This window comes from Aureispira anguillae (genome assembly GCF_026000115.1).
GTDB classification, from domain to species: Bacteria; Bacteroidota; Bacteroidia; order Chitinophagales; family Saprospiraceae; genus Aureispira; species Aureispira anguillae.
The window spans coordinates 121,969-141,221 of sequence record NZ_AP026867.1 but is presented as its reverse complement, the minus strand read 5'-3'; the positions used below and the strand labels follow the sequence as shown (position 1 = coordinate 141,221).

The following is a 19,253-nucleotide window of genomic DNA, read 5'->3' as shown; positions in this document are numbered from 1 at the left end:
TATCTTTGTTGACAATGTCTCCTAATAGAGTTCCTCTATTTATTTGAATCGTTTGCCCCCTTCCATTAACAGTACCTACACCATGAAACCAAAAAGCAAAAAGCGTCTTGGATTATTTTTTAGTTTTCTTATTCCTTTATTAGTTTTTGGGTTCTGGCCTTTGGGAAATCCTAAATACAATATTGTTTTTAATCAAAAAAAAATAGATTACCGCAAAACGTTCCTCGGTCAAAAACAAAGCCATCAAGACACTACCCCATTACCCAATATTGTTGTTATTTTAGCAGATGACTTGGGGCTAATGGATGTTTCTCGCTATGGCGGGAAAAATGTTATTACCCAAAACATAGACGCTATTGGCGCTAATGGTGTCACTTTTCAAGAAGGCTATATCTCCTCGCCCATCTGTGCTCCTTCCCGTGCTGGTCTTATTACGGGGCGTTATCAACAGCGCTTTGGTTTTGAGATTAATATCCACGAACGGTATCCAAAAAATAGAATAGAGTATTTTGTCTATGCTAATTTACTAAATACAGGCGATTGGAAAGTTGCCCAGCATGACGATTGGGCAATTCCTAGTTTTGAAGCGATGCAACAACAAGGACTCCCCCCTACTGAATTTACCTTATCGGAACTGCTAAAAACCAAAGGCTACCAGACAGCTGCCATTGGAAAATGGCACATGGGATACAACCATACAGCCATTCCAATCAATCGGGGTTTTGACTACCATTATGGCTTTTATGAAGCATTTAGTTTATATGCTCCCATCGATAAAAAGGGAATTATCAATCAGAAACTATCCGATTTTTCAGACCCTCACATTTGGGGAAAAGGACGAAAAGGGAATTGTGCCATTCGAAAAAATGATCAAATCATTGAAGAAGATACCTATTTAACGACTCGTATTGCCGAGGAAACCAACACTTGGATTGCAGCGCATAAAGATGCTCCCTTTTTTGTCTATGTCCCTTTTTCGGCTCCTCACACTCCTTTTCAGGCAACAAAAGAATATTATGACCAATATGCACATATCTCCTCTCCCGAAAAGCGTATTTATTACGCCATGATTCATGCCCTAGATGATGCTGTAGGCTCCATCATGAACCAACTAAAACAACTAAACTTGGAGGAAAATACATTGGTTGTTTTTTTGAGTGATAATGGTGGTGCAACCTATACGGGTGCCGCAGACAATAGCCCTTTAAAAGGTGGAAAATTCACCAATTTTGAGGGAGGAATCCGAGTCCCTTTTATGATGCAATGGAAAGGTAAATTGCCCAAGGGAAAAGTCTATAAAAATCCGATCAGTGCGTTGGATATTTTTGCAACTGCGACTGCCTTGGCAAACGTACAACTGCCTAATGATCGAAAATTTGATGGTGTTAATTTGATGCCTTATTTATTGGATTCTACTTATCAGCACCAAAAGCCACATGAAGCACTCTATTGGCGTTCAGAATATCACAAAGCCATCCGAAAAGGAAAATGGAAATTAATACAGGATGATTTAGCACAACAGACAGTATTGTACAACCTTGATACCGATCAAGCAGAGCAATATAATCTAGCCCAGAGCAATCCCAAAATCATTAAAGAATTGCAGTTGGATTTAAAAAACTGGGAAACGCAATTGATAAATCCCAACTGGCCCAGAGTAATGGATTATGAAATCCATGCAGGAAAAGCTGTTTATTATTTTCCTTTGTAGGGCTATTAATCTCGCATCGCCTCTACAGGGCTAATTTTGGCGGCTTTGAGTGCTGGGATCAAACCTGCAATTGCCCCCGCAATGACCACAATAATAGTCGCCATCAAGACCATTCCAACATCAACCTTGGGATCTTTAAAAAAGCCTCCATCAATTTGGTAAGTATTCATGGTAACTCGAATCAAATGAATGAGCCCAATTCCTAAGGCCATTCCTAAATACCCTGCTACGCTAGTAATCAAAACGGCTTCTTGCAAAATCATGCTGATCACAGAGCTTGGTGTTGCTCCCAAAGCCTTACGAATACCAATTTCTTTGGTTCTATCTTTGACAACAATTAACATAATATTACTAACACCAATAACACCAGCTACAATAGATCCAACACCAACCACCCAAATAAATAAGCTAATCATTCCAAAAAGATTCATAATAGATTGAAAATGCTCTACTCGGTTTCGAATGCGAATGGCTTGTTTGTCTTTCGGATCAAAATTGTGTTTTTCAGCAAGTTTGTTAATTACATCTTGCTCAATTGCTAAGACTTCTTTCAAACTAGCGTCTCCTGTTGTTAACATAATTTGATTGATAGCAGGACGAGTCGAAAAACAACGCTGTGCAGTAGTAATTGGAATATAAATCATCCTCATTTCATCCTCTCCCCCTGTGTCACTAAAAATACCAACAATTTGAAAACTGATTCCTCCAATCTCGATGTACTTGCCAATGGGGTTTGCATTGGGAAAGACCTCTTCTACCACCAATTTTCCAATAACGGCAACCTTTCGGTAATTATCCAGGTCAAATGCATTGAGATAGCGGCCTTCGTCTATAATGGTATTTTCCAAAACTTTGTGGTCTGGATGTACACTACGTACCCTAAAATTATAACGTTTATTTTCATAGACCATTTTTTCCAATTCTGATGGTAAATAGAAACGTCCCGTTATAAACTCTGTTCCTTCGACTTGATCTTTTAGCAAATCGTAATCTGAATTATCAAATTTTATATTTCGACTGCTCGCCAACCCTCTGTGTGCAATAGATGTTCGCCTAGGATAAATCCACAAACTATTGGTTGCGTCATCTCGAAACTCATACTCTGCCCCATTCTGTAGACCATTCCCTGCCCCCAGTAACAATACCAACATAAAAATACCCCAAAATACGCCAAAGGCGGTTAAGCCCGTACGCAATTTGTGTTTACTCAAAGAGAGAATGATTTCTTGCCACTTATCTAAATCGAACATTTATTTTATTAAGTTATGTTGAGCTTGCACAATAACAAACTACCTCTATTACAATCGGAAGGCAAAAGTACAATTTATAGCCCTTTTTTTTAGTTAATTTTGATAGCTTAACGAAATTTTATTTTAAACTAGGGTTTAAATATACGATCCCTATCAATCAATGAACCCAATCAAAGGTCAATTAGAATCAATTTTGTTATTTTGTGCCCTAAATAATGTTTCGAGCATTTTTTAATTTCTAATTGATATGAATGATAGATTGATAGCAACACAGCGGGTTACACTCATTGTAGGGATTATTTTATTGGGAATTAAATTCATCGCCTATTTTTTGACCCATTCTAATACCATCTTAACGGATGCCTTAGAAAGTATTGTTAATGTGGTAGCGGGTGCATTTGGTCTGTTTAGCTTATATGTTGCCGCACTTCCTAAGGATGAAAACCATCCTTACGGGCATGGTAAAATTGAATTTGTTTCTGCTGCCGTTGAAGGGGTATTAATCCTAATTGCAGGTCTATTAATTGTTATCAAATCGCTCTACAATTTACAATACCCCGTTCCTGTTCACGATGTCGATACAGGAATCTGGATAACAGCCGTAGCTGGACTCATTAATTATCTACTGGGTGTTTATGTCGAAAAACAAGGTAAATTAGCTGCTTCTATGGTCTTGGTAGCAAGTGGTGAACATCTCAAATCAGATGGTTATTCTACCTTAGGTATGATTATAGGCTTGGGCGTAATTTTAATCACCAATTGGCTCTGGTTGGATTCCATTGTTGCTATTGTTTTTGGTTTTATTATCATCCGAGCAGGAATCAGTGTTATCAAATCTTCTATGGCTGGAATTATGGATGAAGTAGATTATCCATTGGTGAAAGAAATTGTTGTTATCCTCAACCAAAACCGCCATCCTGAATGTATCGATGTACACAACCTGCGAGTCATCAAATATGGAACCGCACTCCATGTTGACTGCCACATTACCATCCCTTGGTATTTTGATACTCGTCAAGCACATGACGAAGTTGATCGTCTAGAAGATTTATTGGCTGCCAATACAGAAAAACCAATTGAATTTTTTGTACATGTTGATCCATGTATTCCAGAATCTTGCACCATTTGCAACAAACAAGATTGCGCTGTTCGTCAGTTTGAGCAGCAACAAACAGTAGAATGGACCGTCGAAAACATCATGCTCAACCAAAAACATTTTATGGAAACACAACAGTAATTTCCCAAATGGTTAGCATCAATTCTAGTCCATCTATTACTTCAATTTATTTCATTAAATAAGTAGGTTAATTTTCTTAAGATAAATTTCACAATTCTTAATTAGTAAATGGCAATTGTATTTCATACCTTTGCACTAGTTTTCAAAGTAAATCCATCCTTTACAGACAGATTTACTATTGACAAAACTCCCAAAGGAGTTATTTTTAAATAAAATTTATCTGATTTTTTCATGGAAACTACTAATAAAGTGCAGTATAAAGTTAAAGATATTTCCCTAGCTGCTTGGGGACGCAAAGAAATCGAATTGGCAGAAGCTGAAATGCCAGGATTAATGGCTCTACGTGAAAAATATGGTTCTGCTAAGCCATTAGCAGGTGCTCGTATTGCTGGTTGTTTGCACATGACTATTCAAACAGCTGTTTTGATTGAAACGCTAGTAGAGTTAGGTGCTGATGTAACTTGGTCTTCTTGTAACATCTTTTCTACTCAAGATCACGCTGCTGCTGCTATTGCTGAGGCTGGTGTTCCTGTTTTTGCATGGAAAGGCATGAACGAAGAAGAATTTGACTGGTGTATTGAGCAAACTCTATTCACCTTCAAAAATGGAGAGCCATTAAATATGATTTTGGATGACGGTGGTGATTTGACCAATATGGTATTGGATCGCTATCCTGAAGTAGCTAAAGGCGTTTATGGTCTTTCTGAAGAAACTACTACTGGTGTTCACAGACTATACGACAGAATGAAAAATGGTACATTGACAATGCCTGCTATCAATGTAAATGACTCTGTTACAAAATCTAAATTTGACAACAAATATGGCTGTAAAGAATCTTTAGTAGATTCTATCCGTCGTGCTACTGATACAATGATGGCTGGTAAAGTTGCTGTTGTTGCTGGATATGGTGATGTAGGAAAAGGTTCTGCTGCTTCTTTGCGTGGTGCTGGTGCTCGTGTTATCATTACTGAAATTGATCCAATTTGTGCGTTGCAAGCTGCAATGGACGGTTTTGAAGTAAAAACAATGGCTAATGCTATTCCTAGAGCGAACATCGTTGTTACGGCTACTGGTAACAAAGATATTATTACTCCAGAATACTTCAAGTTGATGAATGACAAAACGATCGTTTGTAACATTGGTCACTTTGATAATGAAATCGACATGGCTTGGTTGAACGAAAACTATGGTTCTACTAAAGTTGAAATCAAACCACAAGTTGATCTTTATAATATTGAAGGAAACGATGTGATTGTTTTGGCAGAAGGTCGTTTGGTAAACTTGGGTTGTGCTACTGGTCACCCATCTTTTGTAATGTCTAACTCATTTACTAACCAAACACTAGCTCAATTAGAGATTTGGGAAAATAGAGACAATGACAAATACGAAAATAAAGTTTACATGTTGCCTAAACACTTGGACGAAGAAGTTGCTCGTTTGCACTTGGCAAAAATCGATGTACAACTAGAAACATTGTCTCAAGATCAAGCTGATTATATTGGCGTTGATGTAAAAGGTCCTTTCAAACCAGAACATTACCGTTACTAGGATAAGGTTTTTATCTAAACTACAAAACGACAACTTTCTAAATGAAAGTTGTCGTTTTTTTTTACAATTATTGAAATTGTCTACTGTATAATTTAATTTCCTAATTCTTTAATAAAACGATCCAAAGCATATTTATTCGTACTCTTACCTAAAGCTTCTCTGACTAGTCCGTAAGCCTCTTTATCTAGCGTCTTTGTGTAAGCGTATTTGGCAAATTCTAGGCGAGTTTCCTCTAACTCAAATAGGTCATTAATTTGTTTTACTTGCATAGCACTTAAGCTAGAACGATCCACAATTTTTTTTGCTTTTTCTAGTTTGTGGCTCTCTAATGCCGAACCTGTAATTCGTTTTTTTAGTGCTTCAAAATCTTCTGAAGACAATTCACTTGGTCCAGTTGCTAAAGTAGTAACTTGGTTGGCTTCATTTACATTCTTGATATAATCATCTAAAACTTTATGGCTCTCTTTTTCTAAAACGGCTCTTACTAGATCAAAATGCTCTGGATCAGAAGTTTTAGCATAAGCATATTTGGCATAATCCAACCGATTATCCTCAAATAAAAACAACGCTGTAATCGTTTTTACCTGTTCACTCAACAAATAAGTTTTATTCGTAATTTCCTTTGCTTTTTCTAATTTTTTGGCATCCGAAGATTGGCTAGCAATTTCATTTTTAGCATTAATAAAATCCCCTTTTGAGAAAGCAGGAGGCAATTGTGCTGCTTCTTTTTCTTCTGTTATAGGCTCCTCAATAGCCAATGCTTCTTCTTCCTTAGCAGCGGCATAATCTACGATAGGTTGCTTTTTCAAAAAGGCAGTTAGTTCTTCCTTACTTTTAGAAAGTTTTAAACTTTCTTTCACCGTTGCATAATTAACTTGATCATACGTTTTGGAATAAGCATACTGAGCATATTCTAAGCGAGAACTCTCAAAACTCAATACCTCCATTATTTCTTTTATTTGATGACAAAGCAAATAATTAGCATCACTAGTCTGCTTAGCCCGACGCAATTTTGAACTTTCAAAAGACTCTTCTCCGATTTGGCGCTTAGCAGTAGCAAATTCTTGATCCGTCATAGGAGTAGGACCTGTAGGTTTTGTTTTTTGTGGTGTTGCTGTTACTTTCTCTGAGCCACCCTCCTCTTTTTCCGTAAGGACAGCTTTTTTTTCTTCTTTGGGAACAACAGGAGCCTTCCGTTGAGCAAGATAAGTCTTTAAAGCATCTTTAGAAGTTCCTAATTTAAACATAGCAATTAAGGTATTGTAATTTTCTGCATCCAATACCGTTGAATACGCATATTTGGCGTAGTCCAAACGAGAACTTTCCAGCGAAAAGCCTTCCATGATCGCCTGAATTTGACGAACGTATAAAAAATTATTATCAGAGAGTTCTTTAGCTTTAACCAATCGTTTACTATCAAACGATTGCCCCACAATTTCTTTGCGAAGCACATCAAATTTGGATTCGGTTAGAGGAGTAGCATCCTGAGCGTAAATAATGGCACTAGTTGCCAATATGCATAAAAAAGTACTGATCGCTTTCATAAGATTAAATTTGTGGTTATAATTTATAGTAGCCTGTTATTCTTTTGATTGTTTGCCCAAACAATAACAATTGTTGATTCTTTATCCATCCTATAAGTTGAGGGTATTCCCTCTTGTAAAGTATTCTTATTCTACCAAAAATGTTCCAAACCCTTCTTGCTCTCTTATATACTAAAAAAGCGATGAAAACTAAGTTTTCATCGCTTGCTTATGTATCTTATACTAACATAAAAGGTTTATGCTAGATGCTTGTCAATTTTCGATTGTAAAGCAGGTTTAGTAATTGCTCCTACATGCTTTTCTACAACTGCTCCATCTTTCAAAATTAGAATAGTAGGAATTGAGCGAATGCTATATTGCATTGCTAATTCTTGATTTGCATCAACATCTACTTTTCCAACCAATGCTGTTCCAGCATACTCGTCAGCTAATTCTTCAATAATTGGAGCAATAGCTCTACATGGACCACACCATTGTGCCCAAAAATCAACTACTGTTACTTGCCCTGAGTTTAATACTTTCTCTTCAAAGTTGTTATCTGTAAATTCGAGTGCCATTTTAAAAAGTTTTTTTATTGTTTAAGTAGCATGTGTTTGGGAAGAGTAATCATTCCAAGAAAACAGACTACCGATAGTCAAATATATTAATCAATCTTCATAACAACGAATGTAAATATAATGTTGCAATCTACCAAAGGAAAATCTCATTTTTTATTGATAGCTTCTTGACAGCCTTCTGTTGTTACAGCGAATTTATTATAAAAATAAAAGCTCCTTTCTTCTTTTCATATCATCCCATTTAGGCAACGAATAACCTCTTATATTGGATTGCCCTACCCCTATAACTAAAATTGCTTCTAAATAATTAAGCACTAAATTTAGAAGAATCGATTCAGCTCCTTCTATCAAGCCAAGTATGCTTGCTTAATTTAACTATATTACAGCTCTATTAACAATTTGTTGGTACATATTTTGCATTTTTATTTTACAAAGAAAAAAGTCTAGATGTTTTAACTTAATAAAACTATTTATTATAAATAATAGGATAATGTAGTAACAAAAACGACTCTATTCAAGTTTATACCTTGTGTAAGCTTACTTTTAAGTATGTCAATAAGTATTTTTAACATACTCAATTTTTCGTCCTAACATTACCACGATACTAAATAAATGTATCCATTCATCTATCAATCTATTTTCACGACCCTTTATGCCCTCATCAAGCATTATTAACTAATTCTTTTTTTATATTATCCAATAATCTAGTTGATTAAAAGCAACTTACAATTCAACCTTAACTACATTCCAGTTTTATTTTTCATTCAAATTCCCTTCAATATTATTAATGAAGAAACAGTACTAATTCAGATCAAAATCTCCTGCTATTATTTAGGTGATAGCTCCTTATTTTGAGATAGATTTAATCATATTGAAAACATTTTACATTTTTAATTATATAAAATTGGATATTAAAATTATTTATTAAGTTTTTATTTTTAGACCTTTTCACCTCCTTTAAAAAGCCAAATAGAATCTATCATTTAATGATAAAACAAGTTTGTTTTAAGTATGTTAATACAAAGGTTTCTATTGGTTCTTTTTTTTATTCTAGGATATTTCTTTCAAGTATCTAGCACCCCCTCTATGCCTAATATTGATTCTCTAGTAAGCAAAGTAAAAACACTTTCTTACTCGCATGAATTTAGGTTAGCCCAAAACTTAGTCCTAGAACACCTAAAAAAGGAGCACCTTTCTCATACCGAATTGTTCTATGGTCATTTTTTGTTAGCTGATATTACCAAATCGTCGGGTAGTCCAGCCCAAGCACTTGAAATGCTAACCAGAAGTAAAAAATATCTCGATAGTATTGAGCAACCAATCTTGCTTGAATCCATGCTTTATGGAAACATGGGAGAGTGTTATTTTAATCTCAAAGAACACGATAAAGCCAAACAATATGCTCTTTTGTCCCTAGCAATAAGCCCTGATTCTAGCCTTAGAGATGGAGGACATGCGATCAATCATCTTATTATTGGATTTAATCAATTCAAAGCTAAAAAATACCCTGCTGCATTAAAATACTACAAAGCTGCAATCCATGAATATTTAGCCCACAATCAACCTTGTGAGTTACCGCTTTCTTATATAAAAATAGCTCGAACCTATGGCAAGCAAGGCAAAGAACAACAAGCCCTTAATATGCTAGAAAAAGCCTTAGAATTGAGTGATTCTTGCGAGATTGACACCTATAGACTTCTCTCGCATACCGCTCTATTTAACTACTACAAAGATAAAAAACAATATAAAAAGGCCTTTGAGTTTTTGGATTCCATGCAAGAGCTAAGACGTATATTATACAATAAAAAACAGCAACAAATCATTCATGATTTAGAAATAAAATACCACACTGAATTAACCCAAAAAGAGAATGAAAACCTCAAAAGAAATGCCCTCATTCAACAAACTAATAATCAATTTAAAATAACAATTCTTGTGGCGTCTATTTTTATATTATTATTTTTATTAATGTTTGGCATTTACATATTAAAAATAAGAAATCGAAAAAACACCCTTTTAAAACAACACTTACAAAAAATTGAAAGTCAGAGTCAAGAACGGAAAGCCTTGCTGAAAGAGATCCATCATCGGGTCAAAAATAACTTGCAAGTCATTACTAGTTTATTGCACTTGCAAGCCAATCAAAATAAGGAAGATAATGCACAACAATTTGTTCAAAAAAGTCAATATCGAATCAATGCAATGGCAATGGTTCATGAAATGTTGTACCAATCTGACGATCTTTCAAAAATCAACCTAGAAACTTATCTGAGAGAATTAATTCACTCTCTTATCCTAACCACCAATAACACCAGTAAAAACATTCAACTGGACTTGCAAGTCCCTACCTTGAATCTAGGCTTAGACACTGCCATTCCCCTAGGTTTGCTCATCAACGAAATCGTTACTAATGCATTAATCCATGGATTCAAAAACAAAACTGAGGGAGCCATTTATCTTCATATAAAAGCCCAAACCGCACCAAAATTTACGCTTACCATAGGGGACAATGGGGCTGGTTGTCCTAGAGAAATTAATTTTGAAAAAAGCAAAAGTCTTGGTATCAAACTCATGAAAAAACTATCTCGCCAACTTTTAGGAAATATTCAACTGGACAAAAACAAACCAGGATGTCATTACAGTGTTGAATTTCAAGAAATTGCAGAAAACGCCCATCTTAAGTCTTAATCCATTGTCATGCAATTTATTCCGCACTTTTATTTAGTGCACGAGTACTGGATGAGCCATTCAGGTAAAATAAGAACGAAAACGTTGTGTGCTCTATTTAATTTTGGTTCTGTTGCGATTCCCACAATTAGAAGGATTTTTTTATATTGAGAAAATATATAACTCATCCTTTTTCCATCTTCACAACTCACCCAACAATGAAATTCTACAGTAAAAAAAATTTGCAATTTCTTTTGCACGATGTGTTCCAAGTAGCTACACTTTCTCAATACTCTTTTTTTGCCGATCATAACCAAGAGACCTATAATATGGTTTTGGATGCTTGCACAGAATTGTCAACCCACAAGCTACGTCCCATCTTGGTTGAAATGGATCGCATAGCGCCCAAATTTGAAAATGGACGAATAAAAGTACATCCCGCAATGAAAGCATTGATGCAAGAATTTGGGGAAGGAGGTTGGATCAATGCGCCACTTTCTTATGATGAAGGAGGGCAACAAATGCCCTATATGATCTTTAATGCTACTTTATTTATAATGGGTGCTGCCAATTATTCTGCTTCGGTTTTTCCCTTTTTATCGGCAGGGGCTGCTAACTTAATTCGAAGCTTTGGTACTTCTCAGCAAAAAGAACAATATTTAGACAAATTATATACAGGGCAATGGCAGGGCACCATGGCATTAACAGAGCCCGAAGCGGGCAGTTCTCTAGGCGATATAAGCACTTCCGCAGAACCAACAACAGAAGGATATTATCTAATTAAAGGGCAAAAAATATTTATTTCTTGTGGCGATCATGATGCGGTTGACAATATTGTACACCTTATGTTAGCCAGAATAAAAGGAGCCCCTAAAGGTTCAAAAGGCATTTCTCTTTTTGTAGTTCCTCGTATGCGTCTCAATTCAGAAGGAAACTTAGTATTTAACGATGTTACCACTGGAGGTATTTTTCACAAAATGGGATACAAAGGCGCTCCGATTGCCCACATTATCACTGGAGAAAATGACGATTGTAGAGGTTATCTAGTAGGGGAAGCCAATAAAGGCTTAAATTGTATGTTCCAAATGATGAATGAAGCTCGTATTGCAGTTGGTTTTAATGCTGCCTCTATTGCTTCTGCTGCTTATTATTCGGCATTACAATACTGTCGTGAACGCTCACAAGGGCGAAAAGTTGGTACTCAATCAACCGAGCAAGCACTCATCATAGAACATGCAGATGTCAAAAGAATGTTGTTGTTCCAACGATCAATAGTAGAGGGTAGCTTGGGGCTCTTGATGGAATGTTCTAAATATGCAGATTTAACTAGAGTTACTGTTGGAAAAGAAAAAGAAAAATATGAAGCCTTACTAGGATTATTAACTCCTGTCGCAAAATCATACCCTTCCGAAATGGGCTGTTTAAGTACTAGTGCAGCGATCCAATGCTTGGGAGGTTATGGTTTTACAGAAGAGTTTTTGCCTGAACATTTCTATCGTGAAGCTCGTATCCATCCTATACATGAAGGAACAACTGCCATACATGGTATGGACCTTTTAGGTCGAAAAATTGCCAAAGACCAAGGAGCTACGCTGCGCATTCTGGTCGCAGAAATTACCGCTACTATTCAAGCCGCTTCTCAAGAAGAGCGTTTACAAAAACAGGCTGCTTTATTAGGTACTACGCTTGAAAAATTGGTAGATACAACCATGAACCTAAGTATGCTTGCTATGCAAGGTAAATTAGAGGCTTTCCTTTCTGATGCAACTATTTACTTAGAAGCTTTTGGCTTGGTGGTCATTGGTTGGCAATGGTTAAAACAGGGATTAGTTGCTGCTCAAAAGCTAGGTGATGGCGATGACAACTTCTATGAGGGTAAGTTGCATACTATGGATTATTTCTTTGCCTATGAATTGCCAAAAACAAGGGGCTTATTAACTACACTCAAAAGTAGTACTCAAATTACCATGAATATCCAAGATGAACATTTTGATTAAGGAATAGTTATATAAAGGGTTTTCCTATAAAAAACACAACTGCTCAAAATCAGTGTTTTAACTATTCACTTTTGGCGTTAATTTGAAAATTTACCGATTTTATAATTTGATAATACTTGATAATCAGAAAACAATTTTGTGTAAACATTTTTATAGGAAAGCCCTATAGTTATAGAGGAACAAAAACGTTTCCTATACAATCAATTTATAACTCAAATATTCCTTAGATGAATGCAACTTTTGTCGTCAACAAAGATCAGTTAGATCAAACTAAATTGATAACAAACAATACGCCTCAATTGCTTAAAGGAGAGGTTTTATAAGGTATTGCCAATTTGTCTTTTATCAAAAACTATTGAATAGTGAGGCTAATCCCCAACTGGGATATATTGTCCAACCTTAGTCATCAATAACCAAAGGAAGTATAATGCTATTTCCTTTGGTTACTTCTTGCTTGCACATTTCCATACGCAGTTTAATTCTTTTTGTTAAATCTAATTTAGGAGCACTTGTTTTTTTGTTTTCCAATAAAAAGCGTATCTTTATTTATATTTAATCTAAATAAAAACAAATAACAATGTGTCAACATGATTCTCTAGCCAAAAACTCTGATGGATTCGTTTTGTGGTGTAATGAATGCAGGGTTTATAATCTGTATTTTAAAAATATTGTTATGACGCTTGATGAAAGAGGTTTGTATCAATTTAAAGAAAACATAGCTACCTGCTATGCGGAAAACCTAAATAGCTCTAAAGATCGAAACAGGCGAACGATACTTTTTGATACTCAAGTAAATGGTATGCGTTTCTGTTTTTCGACCAATGATGTAGGATCATTGCTTTCGTTGATGCAAGAAGCAGAATTGTCTTATTATGAATTAAAATACATTTTAGGCTAAAACATAATTTAGAAACGATCCCTGTCCTTTGGAATAAGGACAAACTCTAAAAATAAAAAACGACTTATATTGCTTGTTTAGCTTGGCTGATTTACAAAAAATTAGACTAATTTAGTACTCTTATCCTTTCTTCAACTTATAATTTAATTTATAGACAATACAGGCAAGGATTTTTCGTATTTAAATTGGCAAGATTTTAGAATTGTTGTCAATAACCAATAACCTTTTTGTTTCAAAACGCACTATAATGAGATTTTTTATATTTGTTCTGTTGTTCGGTATAAACAGTAATGTATGGGCTCAGCTCAGAGAAGGATTTGATCCTGATGAGGTAAAGGCACTAATTGCAATGTGTAATAGTTACACGTTTAATAACCTCTATGGATCGGATGCTAGTATAACACCCAAAGCTTATAAAAAAATCTTTAGCTCTCCTACTATTGGTATGGACAATAAGTTTCAAGTTTATACCAAAGAAAAGATTGGAGTGATTAATTTTAGAGGTTCTACCGATCAGATTTCAAGTTGGATTGAGAATATGTATTCTGCTATGATTCCTGCCAAAGGAGTTATGCTGTTGAACAAAAAGGAAGAAGCCTATTGCTTTGCACAAGATTCTGCTGCTGCTGTCCATTCTGGTTATGCCTTGGCTGTTGTATTACTTTCCTCTACTATTATCAATCAAATACAACAACTCAATCAACAAGGTATTTATGACATCTTGATTACAGGACACAGCCAAGGAGGAGCCTTAGCCAATATGACCCGTGCCTATCTCGAAAATCTTCCTAAGAATAAGTTATCTTCTAAGAACGTCTACAAAACTTATGCATTTGCCAATCCGATGTGTGGTAATAAGGCCTTCTCGGAGGAATATCATCTACGCTACTGCGAAAATAATATGAGTTATTCGATTATCAATCCAGCCGATTTGGTACCTTTTATGCCCATGCATTATCAAGAAAAGGGCAAAATACTTAGCAAGGAACGCCTCAAATCTTGGATTTTTGGCAAAGAGTCTTTTGATATTCGTAAGCTCGGAATGGAGCTGGTGATCCGAAAATTTGAAAAAAATCTCAAGGATTATGTCAATGCCTCCAATCGCTTGCTCGAAAAAATGGTTTCGGCTTCTTATGGTTCTGTTGATATGCCAGACTATGTTCGAGATATTAATTATTATCAAGTAGGAAATATCAGAGAATTAGAGCAATTTGCCTATCCTAAAATCATACTTGATCCAGAACAATTAACAGAAAAACAACGATCTAAAATTAAGCCCGCAGAAGATGGGAATTACTACCAACAAGAACCCAACTTCTATCAGCATAAACCTTATAATTATTATGTTGCCATTTTAAAAGAGTACTTTTCTAGAGATTATAAAAACCTAACGGTGAAATACCTTCCAGAAAATCTTTAGTTCTTTATGTATATTATAATTAACGGAGTAATGATAACAACACAGCAATACAATGGCAAAGCATTACAGCCTTTTAGAACATCTTTTGTTTCCTCCTAAGTATTGCTCTGCAAAGCAATTAAAAAAGGCAATTGGTCAAAAAAATATTGTCATAACGGGGGCTAGTTATGGCATTGGCGAAGCCATTGCTTATCAGTTAGCCAGCAATAACGTGCACTTAATTTTAGTGGCTCGTACCGACAGTAAATTACGTCGCTTAAAAACCAAATTGGAAGCCTTAGGAGCAACCATAAGTATTTATTCTGTTGATCTGAGCCAAGAAAGGGAAGTTTGCCTGCTAATAGATCATCTCAAACAGCAGCACAATGGGATAGACATCGTTATTAGCAATGCAGGGCACTCTATCAAACGTTCGATCCATGATTCATTGGAACGTTTCCACGATTTTCAGCGTACCATGGCCATCAATTATTTTGGACCTGTACAACTTCTGTTAGCGCTGATTCCTTTGCTCAAAAAAAACAAGGGTCATATTATCAATATCTCTGCTGTGAATGTGCTGCTAATTCCAGCCCCGCATTGGTCGGCCTATCAAGCCTCTAAGGCTGCTTTTGATCAATGGTTTCGATCTGTTTCTCTAGAACTAAAATCAGATCAAATTTCTTGCTCTACGGTCTATTTACCTTTGGTAAAAACACGCATGATTGCTCCCACTCCTGCCTATGCCAAAGCTCCTGCAATGTCTCCTCAGCACGTTGCCAAAATTGTTGGGCGATTAATCTACACAAAACGCAGAAAGTTTGCTCCGTGGTGGTTGTTTTTCGGGCAATTAGGTTCTCTTTTATTTCGGAATAGTTGGGAATTTTGGTTACCACTTTTGCTAAAAAAACGCTAAGGGACTCCCTCATCACTCCTTCAATATTACTGAATATTACAACTTGTTTCGGGCAATAGAACACCATCCACACTTACGATATGATCTAGACGAATAAGTTCCTCATTGCTCAACAACATAAATTCACCACTTTTTTGGGTAAAAACATCTTTTATAATACTGGAAGTTTCTTGCCTTGTACCATTTACAGAATAATAAATAATTTCAACTGTTTTCCTAAACGTAGCTTTCTCTAACAGTAGATCGTGAAAAGAGCAATTGATTGGTTGATATTTTCTTTTATAGTTTTCCATCTTAGGCATTAATCTATTTTGAATGAATTGCTTATTTTAGCGTTATAAAAACAAGTTCTCTACCCGATGATTTTTGTAAAAATTAAAATTGAGGCAGCTTTTATCTATTTTTAGATCGCTTTGCTCTTAGCTAATTAGATATTAGAGCCCAATTACAACTTAGCGTGAAACGATCTAAAGGCTAAGATAGGACTAGAAAAAGCCCATTCTGTTAAATTTTAAAAACCGTCGGGTAGCATAAAAAACAAGCTTATCTTATCTAAATAATAACTTGAATGGCAAAAAGTTCATTCTAAACCCAATAATACTCCTTGAATCACAAACATTTACTCAATTGGAGGATGGCCATTTCTAGTTCCTCTTTTTCAATACTCCCATACCCTAACCTTAAGCCTTGAACCAAAGTCGTAGAATTATAATTTGAAATATCCTTAATTTGAAGGTTCGATTTTTCCAAGTTGGCAACTAAGTCAGATAATTTTATCTCTTTTTTAGGACGCACCCAAAAAGCCAATCCTCCTGTTGGTACAGTATAGTCAACCTTGTCCCCCAAATGAGTCTTTAATAAGCCTTCAAAATATTGCCGCTTATCTTTATAATATTTCGCTGCTCTTTTAATGTGCCGTTTTATTGCCCCCTCTCTAACCAATTCAACGATAGCTTGCTCCATAATTGGATCATTTTGAACGTCAATAATTGTCCTCAATGCACCAACCTTTTGAATAAAATCACTACTTGCCACTAGATACCCTACTCTTAGAGCAGGTGCCACAATCTTACTAAACGTACCAATGTAGATATAATGTTTGATTGCCATATAACTAGCAATTGGCAAAATTGGTCGATTATCAAAATGAAATTCATGATCATAATCGTCTTCAATAATTATAAAGTTATGTGCTTGTGCCAATTCAGCCAGCCTTAATCTTCTCTTGAGGCTCAGTGTAACCGTTGTTGGATATTGATGATGAGGGGTTAAATAAATGGCTTGTATATTGGAATGTTTTAGAATGGCTTGTTCTACCTTTTCTACGACAATACCATCCTGATCTACTTCTATAGGCATTACCTGAGCGCCAGCATTTATAAATACGGCAGATGCAGGTCGATACCCAGGCGATTCCACCAAGACAAGATCTCCTTCCGTCAATAAACATTGAGCCGTTAAATACAATGCCATTTGGCTTCCTCTAGTTATACAAATTTCATCATCACTTACTTGCATTCCTCTCCTGTGGTTCAGCATCTGAGCAATGATTGCTCTAAATTTCAAACCGCCCAAACTCCCTGTATACCCTAAAATTGTTCTTCTAGATTTCAAACTAAATACTCGCCTATAAGCACTCGCCAATTCTTTTATTGGGGCTATTTGCGTATTAGGAACGCCATCGTCCAAGACAACAACCGCTTTCTTATGGACAGGAGCAAGAGTTGAGTTTTTATCCTTTGAACGATGGTCTTGAATGCTAACACTTGCTGCAAAAATGCCAATTCTATCTTTTGAAATCAACCAACCTTCTGCAATCAAAATGTCCAATGCTTTAAGTACTGTATTTCGATTGACTCCAATTATTGTTGCCAATTTTCGAGTACTGGGCAATGCCTCTTGCGGTTTTAAACGACCATTCTTAATAGCTGCAATAATCGCATCTGTGATTTGTATATAAACTGCTTTTTTATTCTCCTCCTTAATTTGAATATCAAAGTACCATAACCTATTCATTGGTCTATCATTTTTTGCAAAAACTGTATCATTTAAGTAGACCAAAGATACGCTATCTTTGGATAAATTATTCACAAAAACATATAATTATGTCCACAAAAAAAGAGTTTAGTTCTAAAGACTTTCACCAAACATTCGCTAGACCAGTTGCTCATTTGCCTGAAAATATTATCCACAGAAATGTAGAGCAAGCAGGCGTACATCAACAATTTTCAACAGAAAGAAAACATCCTGTATTTTTTATTGATTTGCCAACGAAAAACATCAGTGTAACGATTGGGGGGCTATTGCCCAATCAAATTACCAACAAACACAGACATACTTATGAAACGGTATTGTATGTAATAGAGGGAACAGGATGGACAGAAGTTGAAGATAAAAAAGTAGAATGGAAAGCTGGAGATGCGGTTTACATTCCTTCTTGGGCTTGGCATCGACATGGTAACTTGAGCAGTGATCAGCCTGCTAAATATATTGCGGCTGAAAATGCGCCACAACTCCAAAACTTAGGAGTAGCACTCCGAGAAGAAGAAGGTAGAGATTATTAACCCTCCAACTATTTATTATGAAAACAACAATATTTAAGGGGATTATTGCTTATCCCATTACGCCATTTACAAAAGAAGAAAAAGTTGACCTCCCATTATTTAAGACATTGGTAGAGCGACTAGTTGTCCATCAAGCAAATGCAATTGCTCCGCTAGGCAGCACAGGTGTTCTACCCTATTTAAGTGATGATGAAAAAGAAGCGGTTGTAAAAGCTACAATCGAACAGGTGAACGGTAGAGTTCCTGTCTTAGTTGGAGTTTCTAACCTTACCACAGCAAAAACGGTTCAACATGCCCAACATGCAGAGCGGCTAGGTGCTCAAGCTGTTATGATTATTCCTATGAGTTATTGGAAATTAACAGACGATGAAATTTATGAGCATTATCAAACTGTTGCGAACAACATTAGCATTCCTATCATGGCTTATAATAATCCTGCGACTAGTGGGGTGGATATGTCTCCCCAACTGCTGGAACGATTGCTAACAATTCCCGCTGTTACTATGATTAAAGAAAGTACAGGCGATATCCAACGCATGCATTATCTAAAGAAAGTACTTGGGGAGAAGGTTGATTTTTTTAATGGCTCAAATCCTTTGGCATTAGGGGCTTTTGTGGCAGGGGCTACGGGGTGGTGCACGGCTGCTCACAATCTAATCCCGCAATTAAATATCAACTTATACCAGTGCATCAAAAATGGAAAATTAGAGGAGGCTCAACGCATCTTTTACCAACAAGTAGATTTATTAAAATTTATTGTTGAGAAGGGGCTTCCTAGATCGGTTCAAGCAGGATTAGAACTGCTTGGAGAAAAAGGTGGGCACTTAAGAAGTCCTCTCAAGCCTTTATCTCAAAAGGATAAAGAGCAACTAAAACAACTATTGTTTGCAGCTATTTCTTAATTAACCTCTTAAAAATGAACCATTAGCTCCTTGACCTCCTTTAATTTATCAATCTTGTAAATT

The 19,253-nt window shown here is 35.9% G+C and carries 15 protein-coding genes; 10 read left to right on the top strand and 5 right to left on the bottom strand.

The genetic code is table 11. The features are described 5' to 3' along the window. Positions 1 to 82 precede the first annotated feature (82 nt). The gene (locus AsAng_RS00555; protein ID WP_264790818.1) at positions 83 to 1,711 is read left to right on the top strand and encodes a sulfatase-like hydrolase/transferase; all 1,629 of its coding nucleotides are present in this window, start codon (positions 83 to 85) and stop codon (positions 1,709 to 1,711) included. A gap of 5 nt (positions 1,712 to 1,716) precedes the next feature. On the opposite strand, the gene AsAng_RS00550 is transcribed toward AsAng_RS00555, so the two are convergent. Beyond that, on the bottom strand, positions 1,717 to 2,961 hold the full coding sequence (locus tag AsAng_RS00550) for an ABC transporter permease (protein WP_264790817.1): 1,245 nt from the start codon (positions 2,959 to 2,961) through the stop codon (positions 1,717 to 1,719). Positions 2,962 to 3,208: 247 nt separating this feature from the next. On the opposite strand from AsAng_RS00550, the gene AsAng_RS00545 reads away from it, so the two are divergent. Beyond that, positions 3,209 to 4,198 carry a cation diffusion facilitator family transporter gene (locus AsAng_RS00545; RefSeq protein ID WP_264790816.1) on the top strand — a complete coding sequence of 330 codons (990 nt, stop codon included), beginning with the start codon at positions 3,209 to 3,211 and terminating at the stop codon, positions 4,196 to 4,198. 231 nt (positions 4,199 to 4,429) lie between these two features. After that, positions 4,430 to 5,746: an adenosylhomocysteinase gene (ahcY, locus tag AsAng_RS00540; RefSeq protein WP_264790815.1), complete on the top strand. Its 1,317-nt coding sequence runs from the start codon at positions 4,430 to 4,432 to the stop codon at positions 5,744 to 5,746. A 92-nt stretch (positions 5,747 to 5,838) separates the two neighbouring features. Here ahcY and AsAng_RS00535 read toward each other — a convergent pair whose 3' ends face one another. Both AsAng_RS00535 and trxA read right to left on the bottom strand, forming a co-directional pair. Then, positions 5,839 to 7,290, bottom strand: coding sequence for a DUF4476 domain-containing protein (locus tag AsAng_RS00535; RefSeq protein ID WP_264790814.1), 1,452 nt, complete (start codon positions 7,288 to 7,290; stop codon positions 5,839 to 5,841). Between the two features lie 236 nt (positions 7,291 to 7,526). Continuing rightward, positions 7,527 to 7,847, bottom strand: coding sequence for a thioredoxin (gene trxA / locus AsAng_RS00530; protein ID WP_264790813.1), 321 nt, complete (start codon positions 7,845 to 7,847; stop codon positions 7,527 to 7,529). A gap of 1,086 nt (positions 7,848 to 8,933) precedes the next feature. On the opposite strand from trxA, the gene AsAng_RS00525 reads away from it, so the two are divergent. The 5 genes from AsAng_RS00525 to AsAng_RS00505 all read left to right on the top strand — a co-directional run bounded on the left by AsAng_RS00525 (position 8,934) and on the right by AsAng_RS00505 (position 15,724). Beyond that, a complete protein-coding gene (locus AsAng_RS00525) occupies positions 8,934 to 10,535 on the top strand; it encodes a tetratricopeptide repeat-containing sensor histidine kinase (RefSeq protein ID WP_264790812.1) in 1,602 nt (533 codons plus the stop codon). Between the two features lie 197 nt (positions 10,536 to 10,732). Beyond that, positions 10,733 to 12,511 carry an acyl-CoA dehydrogenase gene (locus AsAng_RS00520; RefSeq protein WP_264790811.1) on the top strand — a complete coding sequence of 593 codons (1,779 nt, stop codon included), beginning with the start codon at positions 10,733 to 10,735 and terminating at the stop codon, positions 12,509 to 12,511. A 577-nt stretch (positions 12,512 to 13,088) separates the two neighbouring features. Next, a complete protein-coding gene (locus AsAng_RS00515; protein WP_319993636.1) occupies positions 13,089 to 13,409 on the top strand; it encodes a DUF6686 family protein in 321 nt (106 codons plus the stop codon). Positions 13,410 to 13,656: 247 nt separating this feature from the next. Beyond that, on the top strand, positions 13,657 to 14,829 hold the full coding sequence (locus tag AsAng_RS00510; RefSeq protein ID WP_264790809.1) for a lipase family protein: 1,173 nt from the start codon (positions 13,657 to 13,659) through the stop codon (positions 14,827 to 14,829). A 52-nt stretch (positions 14,830 to 14,881) separates the two neighbouring features. Further along, complete coding sequence (locus tag AsAng_RS00505) at positions 14,882 to 15,724, top strand: SDR family NAD(P)-dependent oxidoreductase (RefSeq protein WP_264790808.1); 843 nt, start codon at positions 14,882 to 14,884, stop codon at positions 15,722 to 15,724. 26 nt (positions 15,725 to 15,750) lie between these two features. Here AsAng_RS00505 and AsAng_RS00500 read toward each other — a convergent pair whose 3' ends face one another. Both AsAng_RS00500 and pdxR read right to left on the bottom strand, forming a co-directional pair. Further along, a complete protein-coding gene (locus tag AsAng_RS00500; RefSeq protein ID WP_264790807.1) occupies positions 15,751 to 16,017 on the bottom strand; it encodes a hypothetical protein in 267 nt (88 codons plus the stop codon). Positions 16,018 to 16,333: 316 nt separating this feature from the next. Beyond that, the gene (pdxR, locus tag AsAng_RS00495; RefSeq protein WP_264790806.1) at positions 16,334 to 17,740 is read right to left on the bottom strand and encodes a MocR-like pyridoxine biosynthesis transcription factor PdxR; all 1,407 of its coding nucleotides are present in this window, start codon (positions 17,738 to 17,740) and stop codon (positions 16,334 to 16,336) included. Between the two features lie 89 nt (positions 17,741 to 17,829). Here pdxR and AsAng_RS00490 point away from each other — a divergent pair, with 89 nt between their 5' ends. Beyond that, positions 17,830 to 18,288, top strand: a complete 459-nt coding sequence (locus tag AsAng_RS00490; RefSeq protein WP_264790805.1) for a cupin domain-containing protein — start codon at positions 17,830 to 17,832, stop codon at positions 18,286 to 18,288. A 17-nt stretch (positions 18,289 to 18,305) separates the two neighbouring features. Continuing rightward, the gene (locus AsAng_RS00485; RefSeq protein WP_264790804.1) at positions 18,306 to 19,190 is read left to right on the top strand and encodes a dihydrodipicolinate synthase family protein; all 885 of its coding nucleotides are present in this window, start codon (positions 18,306 to 18,308) and stop codon (positions 19,188 to 19,190) included. The last annotated feature ends 63 nt before the right edge of the window (positions 19,191 to 19,253 follow it).

Excerpts from the sequence above, each read along its gene's own strand:
- AsAng_RS00555 (WP_264790818.1), top strand. The coding sequence starts at position 83 with ATGAAACCAAAAAGCAAAAAGCGTCTTGGATTATTTTTTAGTTTTCTT.
- AsAng_RS00550 (WP_264790817.1), bottom strand. The coding sequence starts at position 2,961 with ATGTTCGATTTAGATAAGTGGCAAGAAATCATTCTCTCTTTGAGTAAA.
- AsAng_RS00545 (WP_264790816.1), top strand. The coding sequence starts at position 3,209 with ATGAATGATAGATTGATAGCAACACAGCGGGTTACACTCATTGTAGGG.
- ahcY (WP_264790815.1), top strand. The coding sequence starts at position 4,430 with ATGGAAACTACTAATAAAGTGCAGTATAAAGTTAAAGATATTTCCCTA.
- AsAng_RS00535 (WP_264790814.1), bottom strand. The coding sequence starts at position 7,290 with ATGAAAGCGATCAGTACTTTTTTATGCATATTGGCAACTAGTGCCATT.
- trxA (WP_264790813.1), bottom strand. The coding sequence starts at position 7,847 with ATGGCACTCGAATTTACAGATAACAACTTTGAAGAGAAAGTATTAAAC.
- AsAng_RS00525 (WP_264790812.1), top strand. The coding sequence starts at position 8,934 with ATGCCTAATATTGATTCTCTAGTAAGCAAAGTAAAAACACTTTCTTAC.
- AsAng_RS00520 (WP_264790811.1), top strand. The coding sequence starts at position 10,733 with ATGAAATTCTACAGTAAAAAAAATTTGCAATTTCTTTTGCACGATGTG.
- AsAng_RS00515 (WP_319993636.1), top strand. The coding sequence starts at position 13,089 with ATGTGTCAACATGATTCTCTAGCCAAAAACTCTGATGGATTCGTTTTG.
- AsAng_RS00510 (WP_264790809.1), top strand. The coding sequence starts at position 13,657 with ATGAGATTTTTTATATTTGTTCTGTTGTTCGGTATAAACAGTAATGTA.
- AsAng_RS00505 (WP_264790808.1), top strand. The coding sequence starts at position 14,882 with ATGGCAAAGCATTACAGCCTTTTAGAACATCTTTTGTTTCCTCCTAAG.
- AsAng_RS00500 (WP_264790807.1), bottom strand. The coding sequence starts at position 16,017 with ATGGAAAACTATAAAAGAAAATATCAACCAATCAATTGCTCTTTTCAC.
- pdxR (WP_264790806.1), bottom strand. The coding sequence starts at position 17,740 with ATGAATAGGTTATGGTACTTTGATATTCAAATTAAGGAGGAGAATAAA.
- AsAng_RS00490 (WP_264790805.1), top strand. The coding sequence starts at position 17,830 with ATGTCCACAAAAAAAGAGTTTAGTTCTAAAGACTTTCACCAAACATTC.
- AsAng_RS00485 (WP_264790804.1), top strand. The coding sequence starts at position 18,306 with ATGAAAACAACAATATTTAAGGGGATTATTGCTTATCCCATTACGCCA.